Here is a 20,587-nt window from a genome sequence, read left to right on the forward strand (position 1 = left end):
GAACTCGCGATACCGCTTTCGGGCAGCGCTCAGGGCTGTGCCGCGGCAGTGACCAGGCGGGTGTCGATCACCGTTTCAGGCGGCACCGCCTCGCCGCGCGCCAGCTTGAGCGCCAGCGCCACGCCCTGGAAGCCCTGCTCGGCGGCCTGCTGATCTACCGTTGCAGTCAGGCGCCCGGCCTTGACCTCGGCCAACGCTTCGGCAAGGGCGTCGTAGCCGGCCAGCTTCACGCCCTCACGCTTGCTGTCCTGCAGATACTTGAGCACCCCCAGGGCCATCATGTCGTTGGCGGCAAACACGATCTTGACCTGCGGATGCTTGGCGAAGATTGCCTTGCTCACTTCGTAGGCCTCGTCGATCTTCCAGTTCGCCGTTTCCGACGCAACCACCGTGACCGCCTTGTTTTCAAGCAGCCCCCGGCGGGCGCCTTCCATGCGCTGGCGCGCATTGTCGGCACTGCGAATGCCTTCGATGATCGCCGCCTGAGTCGGCGCCGACACGTCCTGCACCAGAAAGCGCGCGGCCTTGTAGGCACCGGCATGGTTGTCGACGCTCACGAAGGGCACCGGCGCGAGGCCGGCTTGCTTGACGGCTTGCGCGTCGAGCCGGTTGTCGATGTTCACGATCTTGATACCCGCATCGGCCGCCTTCTTGAGCGCAGGGATCAAGCGTTGCGAATCGCCCGGCGCGATCACGATCGCATCCACCTTCGCCGCGGTGAGGTCATTGACCAGCAGGATCTGCTGTTCGATCGAGGTTTCCTGCGCCGCCGTCTTGACCAGCAATTCAATGCCCAGCTCGGACTCGGCGCGGCGGGCGCCCTTCTCCATCTCGACGAAGAACGGGTTGGTCAGCGTTTTCATCACCAGGCCCACCCGCGGCTTGGCCGCCACCGGGCTCGCCGATTTGTCGGCCGGCCCCGACGAGGCCGTGGTGGTAATGCTCGGGCCGCTGGAATCGCTGCAGGCGAACAGGCTCAGGCCCAGCAACACGGCTGAAATCAGGCGAAGCAGCTTCATGGCGCCCCCCAAGGCAGTGATGGCGACGGGCTCGGCACACAGCGGCACCATGCCCCCGGGCGTCGCGATTCGGCCGATACAAGCCTGATCATCGACCGCGCGGCCGGAAACCTGAGCCTTTGTTGTCTGATTTCGCGCAGGCATCACACCATGCGGCGGCCGTGGCACGCGCCCGGAGGCCCTCAACCCTCGTAGGCGTTGAGCTTGGCGAGGTCGTGGATCTTGATGTGCTTGCCGTTCACCGAAATGAGCCGGGCTTCGGTGAGCGCATGCTGGATGCGGGAAACGCTCTCGGGCGTCAGGTTCAGGCGCGAGGCAAGCAGCCGCTGGCTGTTTTCCAGGTCGATCTCGGCGCCGTGGCCGCCGGCTTCGTCGGCATTGCGCAGCAGGTCGCCAAACAATCGCCGGGTCGACGAGCGCAGCGAACAGGACTCGACATCCTGCCCCCGCGAAGGCAGCCGGATCGACAAACCGGCGAGCATGCGGCGTGTAAATCCGCCGTTGCGTTCGATCAGTGCGAAAATCGGCGCGGCAGGCGTTTCGGCATCAAGCTGTGAGAGCACGGGATGTCCGGACAACAGCCCACCGATGACTACCGCAGCGTGCCGGTGCAAGTCCCCCACGCCCCAAGATACCTGACCCCGATGCCCCGATTCGATCGAGACAAACTTGCCGGCACCGGCTTCATCCTGCTGGCGGCCAGCTGCTTTGGCCTGATGCCGCTGTTCAGCGCCTTCGCCTGGCAAGACGGCCTGCGCCCGACCGATCTGCTGACGCTGCGATTCGGCCTTGCCGCCGCCATCTTGTGGGCGATTGTCCGCGTACGGGGCTTGCCGCTGCCGCGCGGGCGTGCGCTCTGGCTGCTGGCCGGCATGGGTGCCCTTGGCTATGCCGGTGTCGCGCTGTGCTACTTCACCGCGCTGACGATGGCGCCGGCGGTGGTGGTGGCGCTGCTGCTCTACCTCTACCCGGCCTTCGTCACCGCGTTCGCCTGGTTGCTGCTGCGCGAACGCGCCACGCCGAGACGCTTGTTCGCGCTGGGCTGCGCGCTGCTCGGCTGCGCCCTCACGATCGGCTATGCGCACGGAGCGCAGCCCGCCGGCGTTGCGCTTGGCGCGCTCGCCGGCCTGATGTACGCGCTCTACACCCTGGCTGGGCGGCGCCTGCCCGCCTCGGTGCCCGCGCTCTCGCAGGCGGCTGTGGTGTGCAGTGCCGCCTGCCTTGCGATGGCCGCGCTCAGCCTGCCCACCGGCCTGGTGCTGCCGCATAGCGCGGCCGCCTGGGCTGGCGTACTCGCGATCGCCTTGCTGTCCACCGTACTGGGCGTCAGCAGCTTTCTGGCGGGCCTGCGCCGGCTCGGGGCCACGCGCTCGGCAATGTTGTCCACCTTCGAACCGGTGGTCACCGCCGTGGCCGGCATTGCCCTGCTGGGCCAGCCGATCGGCCTCGGCACGCTGGCCGGCGGGGTGCTGATCCTGTCGGCGGGGGTTCTGGTCTTGCGCGATTAGCTCAAGCATTGCCAGCGCAGGCCGAAAATACGGTCAGGAGCCCTTGCCGGAGCAGCACCATGCGCACCCCTTTCCTGAGCCTGCTCGCCTTCACCGCCCTCAGCGCCATCGCCCCGCCAGCCTGCGGCGCCGACTGGCTGCAGATCGCGCGCGAGAAGGGTCGGGTAATCGATCTGGATCGCGACAGCGTTCTGGCGTCGGATGCCGGCACCAAGGTGGCCTGGGGCCGCATCGTACTCGCCGACGAAGAGGTGGAAAGCGCAGGCTACAAGACGATCAAGGCGCTCAATCGCTACGACTGCCGCAGCCAGACCTTCCTGACCGTCAAGCGGGTGTACCTCGACAGCAAGGGCCTGACGATTCGCGAAGAGTCCGCCGGCACACAAAAGCCGATCACGATCCAGCCCGGTACGCTGGACGACCGTTTCTACAAGGAAGTCTGCAAGCCCGCATCGCTGCAGCAACTGGCCAGGATCGCGAATGCGGCCGAGGCAGCCAGCCAGCGCGCCAAACCCGCTGCGCCAGCACCAAGGATCGAGCGCGCAAGTCCGGCCGTGCGCCACGCCGATCTGCAGATGGTGAAGGACGAAGCGAAAGCCGAACCGCCGCTACCGGAGAAACCGATCACCGGCAAGCCACTGATCCAGTTGCCGCCCAAACCCGCGCCGCGCGCTGCCGAAGCGCCGGCGCCAGCTCACGCGAGCGCACCGGTCGCGCCACCGCCCACGGCAGCCCCCAGCAGCACGCCGCGCTACTACCGCCCACCGCCGGCGCGCAAACCCGCGCCCAAGCCCGCGCCAACCGAAACTGCGGCCCACGCGGCAGAAGCCATGCCGGCTGCGCATGTGCACGGCCACTGGAGCTACGAGGGCGAGACCGGGCCGCAAAACTGGTCGCGCCTCAAGCCCGAATTTGCCACCTGCGCAAGCGGCACGCGGCAGTCGCCGATCGACATCCGCGACGGCATCAAGGTGGCGCTCGAACCGATCAAGTTCGACTACAAGCCCAGCTACTTCCGTATCGTCGACAACGGCCACACGATCCAGGTCAGCGTGGGCGCCGGGCTCAACATGCAGATCATGGGCCGCAACTATGAGTTGCAGCAGCTCCACTTCCACCGCCCGGCCGAAGAGCGGATTGATGGCCGCAGCTTCGACATGGTGGCGCACCTGGTACACAAGGATCTCGACGGCAAGCTCGCGGTGATCGCGGTGCTGCTCGATCGCGGTGCCGAGCATCCGCTGATCCAGACGCTGTGGAACAACCTGCCGCTGGAGAAGAACGTGTCGTACCAGCCCAGTGTCGCGATCAACCCGGCCGACTTGCTGCCGGCCGACCGCAGCTACTTCACCTACATGGGCTCGCTGACCACGCCGCCATGCAGCGAGGGCGTGCTGTGGATGGTGATGCGGCAGCCGGTGCTGATCTCGCCGGAGCAGATTTCGATCTTCTCGCGCTTCTACCGCAACAACGCGCGTCCGATCCAGCCGCCGGGCGACCGCATCATCAAGGAGTCGCGCTGAAGCTGTAACACGCCGGTAAACAAGCAGCAACACAGCTCCCTGAAGATCACGGCCGCTTGTCGCCCTGCAATCCGCAGCGCGGCGCCCCTTCAGGAGCTGATAACAATGCAAGAAAAAGACTTCGACGCGATTTCGGTCAACCCGTCCGCGAACGAACACATCGACCAGGTCGTTGCGCGCACGATGTCGCGCCGCACGATGCTCAAGAACACCTTTGGCTTCAGCGCGCTGGCCTTTCTGGGCGGCTCGCTCAGCGCCTGTGGCGGTGACAGCACGGCAGCCCCGACGCCGGAGCCGGTTGCACCGACGCCGCCCGCGCCGGTTGCCATGATGAACTTCAAGGCCGTCGCCACCTCCAGCAGCGATGCCATCGTCGTGCCGGAAGGCTACAGCCACGCGGTGCTGTACCGCTGGGGTGACGCCCTGTTCGCGAACTCGCCGGCATGGAAGGGCGATGCCTCCGAGAGCGGCGCCGAGCAAGCGCTGCAGGCTGGCGACAACCACGACGGCATGCACTTCTTCCCCTTCAACGACGCCGCCGGCAAGCCGCGCAGCGATGAAGGCCTGCTGGTGCTCAACCACGAGTACTGCAACTACGAATACCTGTTCAAGGCCGATCCGGCGCAGACCGACTTCCTCGCCCCGTGGACGCTGGACAAGGTGCGCAAGGCACAGCATGCGCACGGCGTTTCTGTGGTGCACATCAAGAAGGAAGCCGGCGGCTGGAAGGTGCAAGTCGGCTCCGCCTGGAATCGCCGCATCCATACCAACACGCCGATGCTGATCACCGGCCCGGCGGCCGGCCACGCCGCAATGGCCACCAGCGCCGACCCGACCGGCACCCTGGTCTTCGGCACCTTGAACAACTGCGCCAATGGCTTCACGCCCTGGGGCACCTACCTCACCTGCGAAGAGAACTTCAACGGCTACTTCGGCACCACCAGCGGCGCGGATACCCGCAACGATCTGATGAAGCGCTACGGCCTCTCCGGCAAGAGCTCCGGCTACCGCTGGGAAGAGTTCGACAAGCGTTTCGACTATGTCAGCGAGCCCAACGAATCCAACCGCTTCGGCTGGGTGGTGGAGATCGATCCCTTCGACCCCACTTCAACGCCGAAGAAGCGCACCGCGCTGGGCCGCATCAAGCACGAGAACGCCGAACTGGTGATTGCCAAGGATGGCCGCGTGGTGGTCTACATGGGTGACGACCAGGCCGGCGAGTACATCTACAAGTTCATCTCCGACGCCAAATACGACCCGGCCAACCCGGCCAGCGGCCGCAACCTGCTCGATGCCGGCAAGCTCTACGTGGCGCGCTTCCTGGATGGCGCCACCACCGGCGATTCGATGGGCGTGGGCGAATGGATCCTGCTCGACAAGGTGGCCAACCCCACCCTCGCCGCCGACACCCGCTTCGCAACGCAGGCCGACGTGCTGATCATGACGCGCAACGCCGCCGACGCAGTGGGCGCGACCAAGATGGACCGCCCGGAATGGGTGGCCGCCAATCCGAAGACCGGCGAAGTGTTCTGCACGCTGACCAACAACAGCGGCCGCACCACCACCGACGACGCCAACCCGCGCGCCAAGAACGTCTACGGCCAGATCATCCGCTGGCGCGAAGCCGGCAAGGACGCCGCGGCGCTGAGCTTCGACTGGGATCACTTCGTCATCGCCGGCAACCCGACGATCGCCGCCAACGTCGGCACGCCGAAGGCCGGGTCGGCCAACGTCACCGTCGACAACACCTTCAACAGCCCGGATGGCCTTGCCTTCGACGCCGACGGCCGCATGTGGATCCAGTCAGACGGCAGCTTCGCCAACACCGGTGATTACGCCGGCCAGGGCAACAACCAGATGCTGGTGGCCGACCCGACGACAAAGGAAATCCGCCGCTTCCTCGTCGGCCCGGCCGGTTGCGAGATCACCGGTATCAGCTTCACGCCGGATCAGAAAACGGTGTTCATCAACGTGCAGCACCCGGGCGAAGTGGGCAGCCACCCGAACCGGCCGACGCCGGCCGCCGGCCAGGGGATGGACGACTACATCGCGCGCAATCCGCTCGCCTTCAGCAAGTGGCCGGACAACGGCGCCGGCGGGCGCCCGCGCTCAGCCACCGTGGTGATCTGGCGCGACGACGGCGGCAAGGTCGGCAGCTGACCTCCCGCCAGAACGGAAAAGGCCCGCACAGCGATGTGCGGGCTTTTTTCATTCTGCCGCAGCCCCTTCAGCTGGCGCTGCGCAGCTTGAAGCGGGGGAACAAGGGTTCGATCCGCGACACGAGCGCCGCCGGCAGCGCAGCCTCGCGCATCAGCCAGTCCTGCCCGCAGCCTTCGGCGCGGAAGGCCTGCAAGGCAAAGTCCTCCACCCCCAGGTGCGCCGCAAGCTGTGCAACCCGTTGCGCCGCAGCGGGCGAAACCAGCGCGCCGTGGTAGGTGAGGCGGAACTCATGCGCGACGCCGGCGGCCACCAGCGCCTTCGCCGACGCCCAGGCGCGCGCGCCACTGCCGCGCACGCCGGTGACGGTTTCGTACTCGGCAGGGTCAGTCTTGAGGTCAAAGCCAACCCAGTCGAGCTGCGGCAACAAGGCTTCGAGCCGCTCCGAATAGGCGCCGCCGGTGTGCAGGCCAACCGCAAAGCCCAGTTCCCGCACGCGTGCAATCGCATCGGGCAGCGCGCGATCGGCGGTCGGTTCGCCGCCGGAGAACACCACCCCGTCAATGAAGCCGCGCCGGCGCGCGAGCTGCGCTTCGACATCGTCCCAGGCGATCGGCGCCGGGCCGGTACGGGTCTGCAGCTCGGGGTTGTGGCAGTAGCCGCAGCGCCAGGGGCAACCGCGCAGGAATACCACGGCGGCCAGCCGGCCGGGCCAATCGACGGTGGAGAACGCGTTGAAGCCGCCGACCTGGATGCGCTGCTGCCAGGGTGGGCGCGGCGCGTCGTGTTCGGGCAAGTCCATCGGCGGCGTCAGACCTTGCCGCAGCACGCGGTTTCGCGGAAGTACTGGCGCTCGTAGAACTCGCCCTGCTTGCCGCGGTTGAAAGATGCGACCGGGCGGTGATAGCCCATCACTCGGGTCCAGATCTCGCAGGGCTGGCGTTCGGCATCGCTCAATTCCGGGTGGCCGGCGAAGCGTTCGGTACGGGTTTCGTGAATCATGTTCGGGCTCCTGTGTGGGGGTCAGTGCAAGGGCGCGGCAGCGCGTTTCTTCGCCAGCAGTTCCTCGTCGCACTTCGGGCAGAACTTGTGTTCGCCGGCGATGTAGCCGTGCTTGGGGCAGATCGAGAAGGTCGGCGAGATGGTGATGTAGGGCACGCGGAAGCGTTCGAGCGAACGGCGCACGAGTTGTTTGCAAGCGTCAGCGGAGTCGATGCGCTCGCCCAGGTACAGATGCAGCACGGTGCCGCCGGTGTACTTCGACTGCATCGCCTCCTGGCGCTCCAGCGCCTCGAAGGGGTCGCCGGTAAAACCGACCGGCAACTGCGTCGAGTTGGTGTAGTACGGGTGGTCGTCGGTGCCGGCCTGCAGGATCTCGGGCCAGCGCTTGCGGTCTTCCTTCGCGAAGCGGTAGGTGGTGCCTTCGGCCGGCGTGGCTTCGAGGTTGTAGAGGTGGCCGGTTTCTTCCTGGATCTGGCTCATGCGTGCGCGCAGGTGATCGAGCAGCTTCAGGGCAAGCGCTTCGCCAGCCGGCGTGGTGATGTCGTCCGCGTTGTCGGTGAAGTTGCGGATCATCTCGTTCACGCCGTTGATGCCGATGGTCGAGAAGTGATTGCGCAGCGTGCCCAGATAGCGGCGGGTGTAGGGGAAGAGGCCGTCATCCATGTGGCGCTGGATCACCTTGCGCTTGATCTCAAGGCTGGTGCGGGCGAGTTCGACGAGTTCATCGACGCGCGCAAACAGCGCCGCCTCGTCACCGCGGTGCACGTAACCCAGCCGCGCGCAGTTGATCGTCACCACGCCCAGCGATCCGGTCTGCTCGGCCGAGCCGAAAAGTCCGTTGCCCCGCTTCAAGAGTTCGCGCAGGTCGAGCTGAAGCCGGCAGCACATCGAACGCACCATGTTCGGCTTGAGTTCGCTGTTCACGAAGTTCTGGAAGTAAGGCAGGCCGTACTTGGCCGTCATCTCGAACAGCGGCACGCAGTTGGCGTGGTCCCAGTCGAATTCCGGCGTGATGTTGTAGGTCGGAATCGGGAAGGTGAAGGCGCGGCCCTTGGCGTCGCCCTCCATCATCACTTCGATGAAGGCGCGGTTGATCATGTCCATCTCGGCCTGCAGATCGCCGTAGGCGAAGGGCATTTCCTCGCCCGCGATGTAGGGGATCTGCTCCTTCAGGTCTTCCGGGCAGACCCAGTCGAAAGTCAGGTTCGTGAAGGGCGTCTGCGTGCCCCAGCGCGATGGCACGTTGAGGTTGTAGACCAGCTCCTGCATGCACTGGCGCACCTCGTCGTAGCCGAGGCGATCCTTGCGTACGAAGGCGGCGAGGTAGGTATCGAAGGAGCTGAAGGCCTGCGCGCCGGCCCATTCGTTCTGCAGCGTGCCGAAGAAGTTCACGATCTGCCCCACCGCGCTGCCCAGGTGCTTGGGCGGCCCGGATTCAACCTTGCCAGGCACGCCGTTGAGGCCTTCCTGCAGCAGCGTGCGCAGCGACCATCCGGCGCAGTAGCCGGCCAACATGTCCAGATCGTGGATGTGCACATCGCCCTGCTTGTGCGCCTCGCCCACCTCGGGCGGATACACATGGTTCAGCCAGTAGTTGGCGATCACCTTGCCCGAGACGTTGAGGATCAGGCCGCCGAGCGAATAACCCTGGTTCGCGTTGGCACGCACCCGCCAGTCGCTTTGAGACAGGTATTCGTTGATCGAACCGATTGCATCCACCACCGCGCGGCGGTCGGTGCGCAGCTTGGCGCGCTGCTCGCGGTAGACGATGTAGGCGCGCGCGGTGGCGAACCAGTCCGCCGCCACCAGCACCTGCTCGACGATGTCCTGGATCGCCTCGATGCTGGGCGTCTGGCCGTGAAAGCGGTGTGCCAGCACCTTGCCCACGGTGGCGGTCAGCCGCGCCGCTTCGCCCGCCTCAAACTCGCCCGAGGCGGCACCAGCCGCCGCGATGGCCTTGCGGATCTTCGCGACATCAAAGGGCAGCGTGCGCCCGTCGCGTTTAAGGACTTGCGCCGGCAGGGCGCCAAGCAAAGGCTGGGAGACTGGGGAGAGCGCACTCATCGCGATATACAACCTGTAGTGTTTAGGCGTCGATTCGTAACTATATGTCGTACACGGCACCTCAGCCCATCCGGAATCTGGAAAGCATGACGTCGCTTGATGGAGGTCAATCCGGGCGCGCGGCGGGCTTGCATGCCGAGCCACCGTGCGGGTGTTGCGGCACGCGGCCTGCCGCCTGCGCGAGGCGCTCGCCCCGCTGCGCCTGCCCCTGGCAGGCGCCCGCCATGGTCTAATCGGCGCCAGGCCAACGCACCCACTTCCACCGTGTTCGCAACGATCCAACGATCCCACCGCCTGTTTGCAATCCTCCTGCTCGGCTTCGCCTCGGGCCTGCCGCTGGCACTGACCGGGCAGGCCATGCAGGCCTGGCTGACCGTGGATGGCGTAGACCTCGCCACCATCGGCTTCCTCGGGCTGGTCGGCATGCCCTACACCTTCAAGTTTCTCTGGGCGCCGCTGATGGATCGCTTCGAGCCCCCCTTGCTGGGGCGCAGGCGTGGCTGGCTGGTAAGCACCCAGCTTGCGCTGGCCGGCGTGCTTGCCTGGATGGCCAGCCTTTCGCCGTCCACCCAGCAACTGCTGTTCGCGCAGGCGGCGGTACTGGTCGCCTTCCTTTCTGCCTCGCAGGATGTGGTGGTGGATGCCTACCGGACGGATCTGGTTGGCGACACGCCTGAGCAAGGCCTGGGCGCCTCGCTGCATGTGTTCGGCTACCGCATGGCAATGATCATCTCGGGCGGGCTTTCACTGATCTGGGCCGACCAATGGCAAAGCTGGCCGCGCGTTTACCTGGTGATGGCTGGCGTGATGGTGGCCGCCGCCGGGGTTTCGCTGCTGCTGGTGCCCTCGGTCAGCAGTGTGTCGCGGCCGCTGGCCTCGTCGCCGCGCCAGGAACTCACCGGCTTCACGGCGATGCTGGTGGCCGTGGTGCTGGGCTGGGCGATCGGCCACTATGGCCTGCGGGCGCTGGGGCTGAACCCGGATGACGCGAACAAGTGGGTCCAACTCCTGTTCGTGCTGACCGAAATCGCGATCGCCCTGCCCCTGGCCTGGGTGGCGGCGCGGCGCGCGGGCTTCGAAACCCTGAATCGATCCCTCGATGCGTTCATGTCGGTGCGTGGCGCAGGCGCCTTCCTGCTGCTGATCGTGCTCTACAAACTGGGCGACGCCTTCGCCGGCAGCCTGACCACGCCCTTCCTGATCAAGGGGGTCGGCTTCACGCAGGCGGAAGTCGGCATCGCCAACAAACTGATCGGCATCTGGCTGACAGTGATCGGCGCCCTGCTGGGCGGCGCAATGATGCTGCGGCTGTCCTTGTTCCGCGCCTTGCTGCTGTTCGGCGTGCTGCAGGGGGTATCGAATGCCGGCTTCCTGCTGCTGGCGGTACTCGGCAAGGGCGCGTGGGGCGGGGTGATGCTGCCCGCCTTCGATTGGGGCTTCGTGGCACTGCGCGAGCCAGCCTTGCTCGACTCGCTGTTGCTGACAGTGGTGGCCGGCGAGAACATCACCGGCGGTATGGGCACGGTGGCCTTTGTGGGCCTCTTGATGAGCCTGTGCAGCAAGCACTTCTCGGCGACGCACTATGCGCTGCTCTCCGCCCTGGCGGCGGTCGGCCGCATTTATGTGAGCCCCTTGGCGGGCGTGCTCTCGCTTTCGATCGGCTGGCCCGCCTTCTTTGTGCTGTCGATCCTGCTCGCCGTGCCGGGTGTGGCCATGGTGTGGGCGATGCGCACACCGATCGACGCGCTCGCCACCCGGCCGGCCAATTGACCGCGCGGCGCCTGCCGCGCCGTCGCTCAGAGCTTGAAGTGGCTGATCTCGGCCTGCAGTTCGCCGGCAAGCGACTCCAGATGGCGTGCTGTCTCCGCGTTATCGGCCACCGATGCGCTGGTTTCTTCGGCCATCTGGGCGATCTGTTCAACCCGCTGCGCCAGTTTGGTTGCCGCGCTGCTCTGCTCACGCAGGGCCATCGAGATATCGGTCACCGCATGCGTGACCTGCGCCGAGCCGCTGTGAATGGCCTGCATCGATGCGCCCGCCGCTTCGGTCAGGCCAACCCCGTGTTCGACCCGCGACACACCGGTCTTCATTGACTCGACGGCCTCTCGCGTGCCGCGCTGGATGATCTCGATCATCGCGGTGATTTCATGCGTGGACTTCGCCGTGCGCTCGGCGAGCTTGCGCACTTCGTCGGCCACTACCGCAAAGCCACGCCCCTGCTCGCCCGCACGGGCCGCTTCGATCGCGGCATTGAGCGCCAGCAGGTTGGTCTGATCCGCCACCTCGCGGATTACCCCGACCACCTTGCTGATCTCGTCGGAATGGCGACCAAGGTCTTCCACCACCGCCGAGGCACCCGACACGGCCTCGGCCACCGAGCGCACCTGACTGACCACCCGCGAGACGGCCGCCTCGCCATCGAGCGAAACACGCCCCGCTTCAGCGGCAACCCCGCCAGCCTCATCGGCGCTGCTGCTGATGTGCGATATGCCCACCGTCATCTGCTCAACCGATGCCGCCATGCTCGACGCAGCGTCTGCCTCTTGCTGCGAGGCACTTGATATCTCGGAGGCCGAGCGCGCCATTTCCTGCGACGCGGCACTGACGCGATCAGCGCTTTCACGGGTTTTGCGGATCAGGCTCGCGAAGGCATCGGCCATGGTGTTGAAACTCTTGACCAGGCTGCTCATCTCGTCGCGCGTGCGGTCGGCAATCCGCACGGTCAGATCGCCCTGCGCCATCTGGCGCGCACCGCGCGAGAAATCGGCAATCTGTTCCATCATCGCGAAGTAGGCCCCCAGCCACAGCCACATCGCCAACGCCAGCAAGATCACCACGCTGGAGAAGTTGATCAGCATCGCGCGGCGATTGGCGTCAATCCGCGCTTCGATCAGTTGCGCGGTCGCCGGAATCATCGTCGTCAGCAGCTTGTCGTAGCCCTTGTCGATGGTGCGGGTGGTCAGATCGAAGTAGGCCTTCGGGTCGGTCGTAAAACTTGCGCCCATGATGTCCTGCCGCACCAGATCGGTCACGTCCTTCACCGCCGAACCCAGTTCGTCGCCGGCGCCGGCCAGTTTGTCGCGCGCGTGCCCGCGCGTGGCTTTTTCCAGCCCCAGACGATAGAGCCGCATCTGGCCATCCACCTGCGCCAGCAGGGAAGCGAACTCGATCTTCTGCGCCTCGCTGATCTCTTTCTTGGTGAGGATCGCCGTGCCCCGCGCGCGGCTGAGCCCAAGGCTTTCCAGCACGCTGGGCAGCTTGTTGACGACGATGTCGATGAGGTAGAACGCGTCGGTTTCCGAATCGAGCATCAAGCCATATTCGTCGGCCAACGCGACGAGGAAGACGAGGCTATCGTCGATCAGCCGGGTATGCGCCGCGATGTTCTCTGGCGGGGCCGACTGCGCCCAGCCACCACGCAGCTGATCCCACTTGGCCTTGATGCCCGGCCAGGGCTCCGTGCGCGCGATCGGGCGATCGGCGATGGCTTGGTCGATCACGCCGAGCATCTCGCCGATCTCTTTTTCGCGCGCGGCGCGGGTCTCTTCCAGCGCCTTGTTGCCCGACAGCACGGCAGTCGAAGCCCCCCGGTGAATCTGCAGGGCGCGAATCAGCTTATGGGTTTCCTGAATCCGTTCGAGCCCCTGCAACTCGCTGTTTGCATGGCGAATCTCGCCACTCATCGACACAAAGAGATGAAACAGCAGAATCAGGATCGCCAGCGAGGTCATGGAGCCCATGACGAGGTACTTGCCGGGGTAGCTGAGCCGATTCATCAGGCTGATGGCGGGTCTGAACAGCGCTTTCATGGCGTGCCTTCTCGCGTGCGAACGTCGTCGGTTTCCTGCCTAGCGGCATCGTGCCGCCAGACTTGAGGGCGCCCGCAGGTGATTATTCACGCTTGGCGAACAGCCATGCCGAGTGTCGCTTGCCTCGCCCGGTTCAGGTGGATGCATCGTCACCTCAACTACACTCTGGCTCACGACATGCTCACAAGCAAACCCGCTCGGCTGCGGTGCCACGGCCAGTGCGGCCTTACACTGCAGCCCTCACCGCCCACCACCCGCACCATGACCGACCTGTCCTCACGCCTGCTTGCCGCCGCCGACACCTTGTCCGACGCCTGCAATGCGCTGCACTTTGCGGCGCCGATCTCGCATGTCTACAACCCGCTGGTCTATGCCCGCACCGCGAACGCGGAATACCTGCGCCGCTTCGGCGCCACACGCAAGCGCGTCGTCTTTCTGGGCATGAACCCGGGCCCGTTCGGCATGGTGCAGACCGGGGTGCCCTTCGGCGAGATCGCGGCGGTACGTGACTGGATGGGCATCACCGGAGGCGTCACCAAGCCCGCCATCGAAACCCCCAAACGGCCGATTGAAGGCTTTGCCTGCGCCCGCTCGGAGGTCAGCGGACGCCGCCTGTGGGGCCTTTTCGCTCAGCGCTTTGGCACGGCAGAGGCCTTCTTTGCCGAGCATTTCGTCGCCAACTACTGCCCGCTGGCCTTCTTCGAGCAAGCCCGCAACGCCACGCCGGACAAACTGCCCGCCGCAGAGCAGGCACCGCTGCTCGCCGCCTGCGACGCCCACCTGCGCACGATGGCCACGATCCTTGAGCCCGAATGGTTGATCGGCGTCGGCGCCTGGGCCGAGGGGCGTGCCCGCACCGCGCTGGCCGGCCTGCCGGTCAAGTTCGGCCGCGTGCTGCACCCCAGTCCGGCCAGCCCGGCGGCCAATCGTGGCTGGGCAGAGGCGGCGACACGGCAACTGGTCGATCAAGGCGTCTGGCCCGCCGGCTGAGGCACGGGCCCGCGCTTCAAGAATCGCGCGCTTGCGCCGTTGTTGAGAGGATCGCTCGTGATTCCGGGCGGCCCCGACAAACGCACGCATGCAAGGCACCCAAGGATCGCCCCGCCTTTTGAGTACTGGACGCGCCCTGGTCCTGGCCCTTGCGCTGCTGCTCGCCGGCGCGGCCTGTGCGGACGACAGCCTTGAGCAGGAAATCAGCGCCATCGACCTTGTCGGGCGCGGCGACCCGAAGAGCGCGCAGCAGCGAATCGACCAGCAGTTCTCGCGCGGCGCGACACTCAGCCCGGATCAGACCCTGCTGCTGCGCACGATTCAGGGGATTGTGCTGAGCGACCAGGGGCTCGCGAAAGAGGCCGAAGCCGTGGCCCGCCGGCTGGCCGCGATGCCCCACCCCGACGCACACGGCGCCGCCGCGCTGGTGCGGGCAAACATCGAATCCCAAGGCGGCAACCTGGCACGGTCGATCCAGTTCGCGGACGAGGCGGCGAGCCGGGTTCGCGCAGCGGCCGACGCACGCCTGCGCTTCCGGATCGAATCCGCGCGCGGCTGGGCCCTGACCGAACTTGGCCAGTTTCCGCTGGCGCTCAAGCGCTACCAGGAAGCCGGCCAGATCGCCGAGCGTGCCGGCAATCTCGCCCTGGTGCTTCGTGCCTATAACAGCCGCAGTTCCGTTTTCGCGCAGGCGGGCAACATCGACAAGGCTCTGTCCGAAAACAAGCGCGCACTCGATATCGCCAAGCAGATCGACGATCCATACTCGCTCACCGTGGTCTGGGTCACCCGCACGGCGATCATGTCGATAAAAGGCGATTCGCTGGCGCAGATCCGCGCCAGCGAACAGGCAGACGCCTTCGCCCGGCGCAGCGGATCTGCGGTCTTGATCGCCACCACCGAGTTGAACCTGGGCGATGCCTACCTGCGCAGCGGGCGCTATGCCGACGCCCTGAAGATCAGCATGGCGGCCGCTGAAACAGCGAAGTCGGTGGGGGATGAAAGCGGCGTTGCGATCGCCCTGGCCAATGCGGGGCAAGCAGAAATCCGCATGGGGCGAATTGCCGAAGGCAAAGCCAATGTCGAGCGAGCACTGGAAAGCTCACGGCGAATGGCCGCCCGCACACAGCTGGCGACATTGCTGGGCGAATACGCGGCGGCGCTGGAAGCGGTGGGCGACTACAAGGGCGCGCTGAAGGCATTCCACCGCGAGCGCGACCTCAACGAGGAAATCCGCGGACTCGGTGAGACGCGCGCGCTGCTGGAGGTGGAATCGCAGTACCAGAACGAGCGCAAGCAGCGCGAAATCGAACTGCTCAATCAAAAGAACGCCCTGCAGGCAGCCGACCTGCGGAACCGTACCCTGCAGCAACGCATCTGGTGGCTCGCCGCTGGCTTGCTGATCTGCGGCATGGGGGCAACCGGGCTGCTCTACCGGCGCGTGCGCGATGCGAACCGGCTGCTGGCCGAATCCAACCGCACGCTCAAAGTCCGTGGCGAACTCGATCCACTGACGCTGCTGTTCAACCGCCGGCACTATCTCGAATCCCTGGCTGCGATACCAAGCGGGGCGTTCAGCGGCACCCTGTGCCTGCTCGATATTGATCACTTCAAGCAGATCAACGATCAGCATGGCCACGCGATCGGCGACGCGGTGATCGTGGAAATCGCCAAACGGCTGCGTGCCGCTACCCGCGACAAAGACAAACTGATGCGCTGGGGCGGCGAAGAGTTCCTTGTCGCGGCACCCGCGATGCCGCTTGAGCAAGCTGAACGCCTGACGGCACGACTGCTCGAATCCGTCGGCGCGACGCCGATTCTGGCTGGCAACATTGAATTGCCGGTGCGCGTATCGATCGGTTTCGCCGTTTTTCCCCCCCACGGCGCGACGCTCCCGATCAGTTGGGAGCGCGCCGCCCACCTGGTCGATCTGGCGCTCTACCACGCCAAAAAACAGGGGCGAAATCGGGCATGCGGCATCACCGCGCTCGCCGCCACATCCGCAAAACAGCTTGAAGCTATCGAGGCGAGCTTTCCGCACGCCTGCGACGATGGTCGCGTAAGCGTGTGCTACCTCTACGGCAACTCGCTGGGCCACAGCAGCACCGCTCAAGCAATTGCACCTGGCCTTTAGCCAATTGCCGCGCCGCACCATCCAAAACCCGGCATCAACTCCGCACTATCTCCACGTCATAAAAGGGGTTGCGCTCCAAAATTCGGCTGGCGAACAATCGGGATCACTGCTAGATTTTGCAGTGCACCATCTTCTGCTGCTCAGGAGTCCCCCGATGCGCGCTGTCTATGCCCACCGCTTCACCGTGCCCAAAAGCGCGATCGATCTCAACGGCCATGTGAACAATGTTGAGTACCTGCGCTGGATGCAGGAGGCGGCCACGCTGCACTCGGCCAACTGCGGGTGGGATGTCGATCGCTACCTTCAAACCGGCAGCAGCTGGGTGGTGCGCAGCCATCAGGTGGATTACCTGCGCCCCGCTTTTGCGGGCGATGCGCTCACCGTCATCACCTGGGTGGCCGGCTTCGCGATGCAAACCTCACCGCGCCGATACATCATCCGCCGCGATACTGACGATCAGATCCTGGTGCGGGCCGAGACCGTCTGGACCTATGTGGACGCCCGCAGCGGCCGCGCAGCCGAAATCCCGGCCGAATTCCGCGAGTGCTTCGATGTGATCGAAGACGAAGCACTGGCACTGGCGATTGCCCGCGGACGCCCGATCTCCGCCTGCGCCTGAACGCACGCTCAAGCCTCGATCAGCACCGCCACCACCCAGCCACCGGCCCGGCCCCGCTCAAAACTCACCGTGCCGCCATGCAGCGCGGCGATCCGCCGCACGATCGACAGCCCCAGCCCGGCGCCCTCGCTACCCGCGGCCGACTCGCCCCGCACGAAGCGCTCGCCGATGCGTGCGGCCAGCGCATCGTCAATCCCCTCGCCCTCGTCGGCCACCGAAAGCCGCAGCCGGTGGGCTTCACGCTGCAGGCTGATCGTCACGTCGGCCCCCGCGGGGGAATGCCGCACCGCGTTGTCGATCAGGTTGCGCAGCAAGGCACGCAGCAGATCAGGCTGAACCTGCGCGATCAGGTGCTCCGGCGCTTCGAGCGCGAGTTCCACGTCGTGCGCCAGAGCCGAGGCAGCCAGGTCGGCCGCCAGATCGCGCGCCAGCTGCGCCACGTCCACCGATTCGCGCCGCACGGTGTTGAGCGCATCGAGCCGTGCGGCAGCGAGCAGTTGCTCGACCAGGCGCGCCATCCGCTGTGTACCCGCCAGTGCGTGCTGCAGCCGGGTGTGGCGGGTTTGCGCATCCGGCGCGGTGTCGGCCGACTGGATCTGCGCCGCCAGCGCCGCCAGCGGCGTGCGCAGTTCATGTGCCGCATCGGCGGTGAAACGCCGTTCGTTGGCAAATGCGCGCGCGACGCGGGCAAACAGTGAGTTGAGCGCCGTCACCAGCACTTCGAGCTCGCGCGGGCGTTTGCGCACCTCAAAGGGATCAAGCTGATCCGGTGCCAGCGCCCCAACCTCAGCCGCCAGCCGCGACAGCGGCCGCAGCCCCAGCACGATGGCGCCCCAGGCGAGCAGGATCACGAGCCCGAAGCCAATCGCGAGCGGCGTGAAGCCGTGCTCGCCAATCTCGTGCACCAGGCGGTCACGCACCGCCGCGTCCTGCCCGACGATCACCACGCGGCCCCGCCGTTCAAGCAGGAAGAATCGCCAGGGCGCGCCCTGCCACTCCGCTTCCGAGAAGCCGGGCCGGGTTGCCGGCAATTGCAGATCGGGCGCGTTGGGGCTGCGCACGATCTGGCGCGGCGTGCTTTCCTGCGTCCACACCTGGTAGACCATGCGCTGGCGAAAGCGCCGCCCGAGCGGCACTTCACGCGGCAAGATGCCGCCGCGCCGCGCAGCTTCCTCGTCCACGTGTTCGTCGAATTCTTCGTCTTCGTTTTCGCCGTGGTGCTTCCACCAAGGCCGCAGATCGCCCGGTTCGGCCAGCGCGGCCAGCAGCTCGGCGCTCTGCACCATCTGGCCATCGAACACTTCGTGCGCCTGCTCGGTGGCGGCACGGAACACCAGCCAGCCAATGCCGGCCCCGCCGGCGGCCAGCGCCAGCGTCACAATCAACACCACGCGCGCGGCAAGCGAGATGCGGCTAGTCATTCGTGCGCTCCACCATGTAGCCGATGCCGCGCAGGGTGCGGATGAACTCGGCACCCAGCTTGCGCCGCAGGTGGTGGATGTGCACTTCAAGCGCATTACTCTCGGCGCCGCCCTCCCAACCGTAGAGCGACTGTTCGATGCGCTCGCGCGTCACCACCTGGCCGGCGTTGCGCAGCAGCAGCTCGGCGATTTCGAATTCGCGTGACGACAGATCCACCGCCGCACCAGCCTTCCAGGTACTGCGCGATGAGGGCTCCAGCGCCACATCGCGCCAGCTCAGCCGCGCCTGCGCATGGCCGGCGGCGCGCCGCACCAGCGCACGCAGGCGGGCCGCGATCTCACGCAGATCGGCGGGTTTGACGAGGTAGTCGTCGGCGCCGGCATCAAGCCCGGCAACGATGTCCTCGGCGCTGTCGCGCGCGGTGAGGATCAGCACCGGCAGGCGCAAGCCGCGCGCGCGTGCGGCGCTGAGCACCGCAAGCCCGCTGCGCTTGGGCAGGCCCAGATCGAGCACGACCGCGTCGAGGCTCGCCGCATCGGTCGACAAGGCAGCGTCGGCGGCTTCGCCGTCGCACACCCACTCACAGCGCACATCGAGATCCGCGAGCCCGTCACGCACCGCCGCGCCGAGCGGCTTGTCATCCTCTACCAGCAGTACCCGCATGGCGGCCCCTGTTTTGTGTCTGTGGCGCAGTGTTGCGCAAGGCCCTTAAGGCTGCCTTAAGGCGCAGCGATTCGAATGGCCTCACCGACCGACGGAGAGAACCATGAAAACAAGACACATTGTCGCGCTGATCGCCGGCTGCACGCTCTACGCAGCGGCCGCCTTCGGCGAAACGCAGCAAACCGTTCTGGGGGGCTACAGCACCCAGGCCGGCAGCAGCTTCACGCCCTCGCCCGATCGCGGGCGCAGCCTGTTCGCGGCGAACCACAGCGCTAGTGCGGACTTTCCATCCTGCACCAAGTGCCACGGCAGCGACCCCGGCGCAAGTGGCAAGCACGCGATCACCGGCAAGACGATCGCGCCAATGAGTGCGCGCGCCAATCCGGAGCGCTTCACCGACGCGGCCAAAACCGAGAAGTGGTTCCGCCGCAATTGCCGCGAGGTAATCGGCCGCGAATGCAGCGCCGGAGAAAAGGCCGACGTGCTCGCCTACCTGATCAAGGGGAGCTGAGATGCGTCGCCTTGCCTGTGCAGGGGCCGCGCTGCTCGCAGCGCTGGCCAGCGCCCCGACCCTGGCGGACTCGGCCTCGATCCGCGTGCCGGCCGACGCCCCGGCGGCCTGGAAGAACGAATGCAGCAGCTGCCATGTTGCCTACCCGCCGCAACTGCTGGGCAAATCCTCATGGCACACCGTCATGAAGGGGCTAGACAAGCACTTCGGCAGCGACGCCAGCATGGCCGCCGCCGACGCCAAAGCCATCACCGATTTCCTTGATCGCTACGCCCCGCCCGACGGCGGCCGCCACGATGCCGCCAACGGCCGCATCACGCAGACCCAGTGGTTCAAGCGCAAGCACCGCGAGATTCCCGCAAGCGCACTCAGCAGCAAGGAAGTGCGCAGCGCCGCCAACTGCCAGGCCTGCCACAGCAGTGCCGAGAAAGGCGTGTTCAGCGAACACCAGCTCACGCCGCTTGGCCGGCGTTTTGAAGACTGATTCAGGAGCACCACCATGAACACAGCCCGCGCAGCACGCATCTGGGATCTACCGGTTCGCCTCGGCCACTGGGCGCTGGCGATCAGCATCGCAATCGCCTGGCTCACCGCCGAGGAAGAAGCCTGGCGAGTCGTCCACATCATCGCCGGCTGCACCGCCGGCGCCGTGGTGCTGTTCCGCCTCGTCTGGGGCATTGTCGGCAGCACGCCCGCGCGCTTTGGCGCCTTCCTGCGCGGCCCCGGCGCCGCATGGGCGGAGCTGCGCAGCCACCTCGCCGGCCACGCCCGCGCGCGCAGCAGCCATACCGTGGTCGGCGGCTGGGCTGCTCTGGGGCTGCTCGGCCTCGCGCTGGGCACCGCGCTCAGCGGCCTTGCGGGCTACCGCTTCGATGACATCGAGGCCTTGTCAGAGCTGCATGAGGCGCTGGCGGAAGGCCTGCTGGTACTGATCGGGGTGCACTTGGCGGGCGTGGCGGTGATGAGCCTGCTCGAACGCCAGAACCTGCCGCGCAGCATGATCACCGGCCGCGCACCGAACGCGCCGGAAGCCGGCGTGCGCAGCCATCCGCTGGCGGCCCTGACGCTCGCGGCCTGGTGCGGACTCGCGGTGTGGTGGCTAACACGCTGGCTCGGTTTGCCGCTCTAACTGCCAAAACCGCCAGAACTGCCGTCCGTCGATGCCA

The 20,587-nt window shown here is 66.4% G+C and carries 16 protein-coding genes and 1 pseudogene; 10 read left to right on the plus strand and 7 right to left on the minus strand.

Annotation, left to right across the window (positions count from 1 at the left end):
* Positions 1 to 29 precede the first annotated feature (29 nt).
* Positions 30 to 1,019: a substrate-binding domain-containing protein gene (locus OPU71_RS07550; RefSeq protein WP_267726857.1), complete on the minus strand. Its 990-nt coding sequence runs from the start codon at positions 1,017 to 1,019 to the stop codon at positions 30 to 32.
* A 182-nt stretch (positions 1,020 to 1,201) separates the two neighbouring features.
* Entirely contained in the window at positions 1,202 to 1,582 is a 381-nt protein-coding gene (locus OPU71_RS07555) for a Crp/Fnr family transcriptional regulator (protein ID WP_267726858.1), read from the minus strand.
* 3 nt (positions 1,583 to 1,585) lie between these two features.
* Between OPU71_RS07555 and OPU71_RS07560 the strand changes: the two genes are divergently transcribed.
* The 3 genes from OPU71_RS07560 to OPU71_RS07570 all read left to right on the plus strand — a co-directional run bounded on the left by OPU71_RS07560 (position 1,586) and on the right by OPU71_RS07570 (position 6,210).
* Positions 1,586 to 2,527: a DMT family transporter gene (locus tag OPU71_RS07560; protein WP_267726859.1), complete on the plus strand. Its 942-nt coding sequence runs from the start codon at positions 1,586 to 1,588 to the stop codon at positions 2,525 to 2,527.
* A gap of 59 nt (positions 2,528 to 2,586) precedes the next feature.
* Entirely contained in the window at positions 2,587 to 4,050 is a 1,464-nt protein-coding gene (locus OPU71_RS07565; RefSeq protein WP_267726862.1) for a carbonic anhydrase, read from the plus strand.
* 105 nt (positions 4,051 to 4,155) lie between these two features.
* Positions 4,156 to 6,210 carry a PhoX family protein gene (locus OPU71_RS07570; protein ID WP_267726866.1) on the plus strand — a complete coding sequence of 685 codons (2,055 nt, stop codon included), beginning with the start codon at positions 4,156 to 4,158 and terminating at the stop codon, positions 6,208 to 6,210.
* Between the two features lie 67 nt (positions 6,211 to 6,277).
* Here OPU71_RS07570 and OPU71_RS07575 read toward each other — a convergent pair whose 3' ends face one another.
* Positions 6,278 to 7,009 carry an anaerobic ribonucleoside-triphosphate reductase activating protein gene (locus tag OPU71_RS07575; RefSeq protein WP_267726868.1) on the minus strand — a complete coding sequence of 244 codons (732 nt, stop codon included), beginning with the start codon at positions 7,007 to 7,009 and terminating at the stop codon, positions 6,278 to 6,280.
* A gap of 8 nt (positions 7,010 to 7,017) precedes the next feature.
* Positions 7,018 to 9,273 (minus strand): annotated as a pseudogene (locus tag OPU71_RS07580) (ribonucleoside triphosphate reductase).
* A 264-nt stretch (positions 9,274 to 9,537) separates the two neighbouring features.
* Between OPU71_RS07580 and OPU71_RS07585 the strand changes: the two are divergent.
* Positions 9,538 to 11,043: an AmpG family muropeptide MFS transporter gene (locus tag OPU71_RS07585; protein ID WP_267726870.1), complete on the plus strand. Its 1,506-nt coding sequence runs from the start codon at positions 9,538 to 9,540 to the stop codon at positions 11,041 to 11,043.
* A gap of 26 nt (positions 11,044 to 11,069) precedes the next feature.
* Here OPU71_RS07585 and OPU71_RS07590 read toward each other — a convergent pair whose 3' ends face one another.
* Entirely contained in the window at positions 11,070 to 13,082 is a 2,013-nt protein-coding gene (locus OPU71_RS07590; protein WP_267726873.1) for a methyl-accepting chemotaxis protein, read from the minus strand.
* A 261-nt stretch (positions 13,083 to 13,343) separates the two neighbouring features.
* Between OPU71_RS07590 and OPU71_RS07595 the strand changes: the two genes are divergently transcribed.
* From OPU71_RS07595 to OPU71_RS07605, 3 genes are all read left to right on the plus strand, one after another.
* Positions 13,344 to 14,072 carry a uracil-DNA glycosylase family protein gene (locus tag OPU71_RS07595; protein WP_267726875.1) on the plus strand — a complete coding sequence of 243 codons (729 nt, stop codon included), beginning with the start codon at positions 13,344 to 13,346 and terminating at the stop codon, positions 14,070 to 14,072.
* A 118-nt stretch (positions 14,073 to 14,190) separates the two neighbouring features.
* Positions 14,191 to 16,206, plus strand: coding sequence for a diguanylate cyclase (locus tag OPU71_RS07600; protein WP_267726877.1), 2,016 nt, complete (start codon positions 14,191 to 14,193; stop codon positions 16,204 to 16,206).
* A 154-nt stretch (positions 16,207 to 16,360) separates the two neighbouring features.
* The gene (locus tag OPU71_RS07605) at positions 16,361 to 16,825 is read left to right on the plus strand and encodes an acyl-CoA thioesterase (protein ID WP_267726879.1); all 465 of its coding nucleotides are present in this window, start codon (positions 16,361 to 16,363) and stop codon (positions 16,823 to 16,825) included.
* Positions 16,826 to 16,833: 8 nt separating this feature from the next.
* Here OPU71_RS07605 and OPU71_RS07610 read toward each other — a convergent pair whose 3' ends face one another.
* Both OPU71_RS07610 and OPU71_RS07615 read right to left on the minus strand, forming a co-directional pair.
* Entirely contained in the window at positions 16,834 to 18,246 is a 1,413-nt protein-coding gene (locus tag OPU71_RS07610; RefSeq protein WP_267726881.1) for an ATP-binding protein, read from the minus strand.
* Entirely contained in the window at positions 18,239 to 18,910 is a 672-nt protein-coding gene (locus OPU71_RS07615; protein ID WP_267726883.1) for a winged helix-turn-helix domain-containing protein, read from the minus strand. Before OPU71_RS07615 ends, OPU71_RS07610 begins: the two co-directional genes overlap by 8 nt.
* Positions 18,911 to 19,013: 103 nt before the next feature.
* Between OPU71_RS07615 and OPU71_RS07620 the strand changes: the two genes are divergently transcribed.
* Genes OPU71_RS07620 through OPU71_RS07630 form a run of 3 tightly spaced genes read left to right on the plus strand, consistent with a single transcriptional unit; the run spans position 19,014 to position 20,550 of the window.
* Positions 19,014 to 19,421: a DUF1924 domain-containing protein gene (locus OPU71_RS07620; protein WP_267726885.1), complete on the plus strand. Its 408-nt coding sequence runs from the start codon at positions 19,014 to 19,016 to the stop codon at positions 19,419 to 19,421.
* A 1-nt stretch (position 19,422) separates the two neighbouring features.
* Positions 19,423 to 19,905, plus strand: a complete 483-nt coding sequence (locus tag OPU71_RS07625) for a cytochrome C (RefSeq protein WP_267726888.1) — start codon at positions 19,423 to 19,425, stop codon at positions 19,903 to 19,905.
* A gap of 15 nt (positions 19,906 to 19,920) precedes the next feature.
* Positions 19,921 to 20,550 (plus strand): cytochrome b/b6 domain-containing protein, encoded by a 630-nt coding sequence (locus OPU71_RS07630; protein WP_267726890.1) that lies wholly within the window; start codon positions 19,921 to 19,923, stop codon positions 20,548 to 20,550.
* Positions 20,551 to 20,587: the final 37 nt, after the last annotated feature.

This window comes from Niveibacterium sp. 24ML (assembly GCF_026586805.1).
Taxonomy (GTDB): Bacteria; Pseudomonadota; Gammaproteobacteria; order Burkholderiales; family Rhodocyclaceae; genus Niveibacterium.

Coding starts and splice junctions, on each gene's coding strand:
- OPU71_RS07550 (WP_267726857.1), bottom strand. CDS start 1,019: ATGAAGCTGCTTCGCCTGATTTCAGCCGTGTTGCTGGGCCTGAGCCTG.
- OPU71_RS07560 (WP_267726859.1), top strand. CDS start 1,586: ATGTCCGGACAACAGCCCACCGATGACTACCGCAGCGTGCCGGTGCAA.
- OPU71_RS07565 (WP_267726862.1), top strand. CDS start 2,587: ATGCGCACCCCTTTCCTGAGCCTGCTCGCCTTCACCGCCCTCAGCGCC.
- OPU71_RS07570 (WP_267726866.1), top strand. CDS start 4,156: ATGCAAGAAAAAGACTTCGACGCGATTTCGGTCAACCCGTCCGCGAAC.
- OPU71_RS07575 (WP_267726868.1), bottom strand. CDS start 7,009: ATGGACTTGCCCGAACACGACGCGCCGCGCCCACCCTGGCAGCAGCGC.
- OPU71_RS07590 (WP_267726873.1), bottom strand. CDS start 13,082: ATGAAAGCGCTGTTCAGACCCGCCATCAGCCTGATGAATCGGCTCAGC.
- OPU71_RS07595 (WP_267726875.1), top strand. CDS start 13,344: ATGACCGACCTGTCCTCACGCCTGCTTGCCGCCGCCGACACCTTGTCC.
- OPU71_RS07605 (WP_267726879.1), top strand. CDS start 16,361: ATGCGCGCTGTCTATGCCCACCGCTTCACCGTGCCCAAAAGCGCGATC.
- OPU71_RS07610 (WP_267726881.1), bottom strand. CDS start 18,246: ATGACTAGCCGCATCTCGCTTGCCGCGCGCGTGGTGTTGATTGTGACG.
- OPU71_RS07615 (WP_267726883.1), bottom strand. CDS start 18,910: ATGCGGGTACTGCTGGTAGAGGATGACAAGCCGCTCGGCGCGGCGGTG.
- OPU71_RS07620 (WP_267726885.1), top strand. CDS start 19,014: ATGAAAACAAGACACATTGTCGCGCTGATCGCCGGCTGCACGCTCTAC.
- OPU71_RS07625 (WP_267726888.1), top strand. CDS start 19,423: ATGCGTCGCCTTGCCTGTGCAGGGGCCGCGCTGCTCGCAGCGCTGGCC.
- OPU71_RS07630 (WP_267726890.1), top strand. CDS start 19,921: ATGAACACAGCCCGCGCAGCACGCATCTGGGATCTACCGGTTCGCCTC.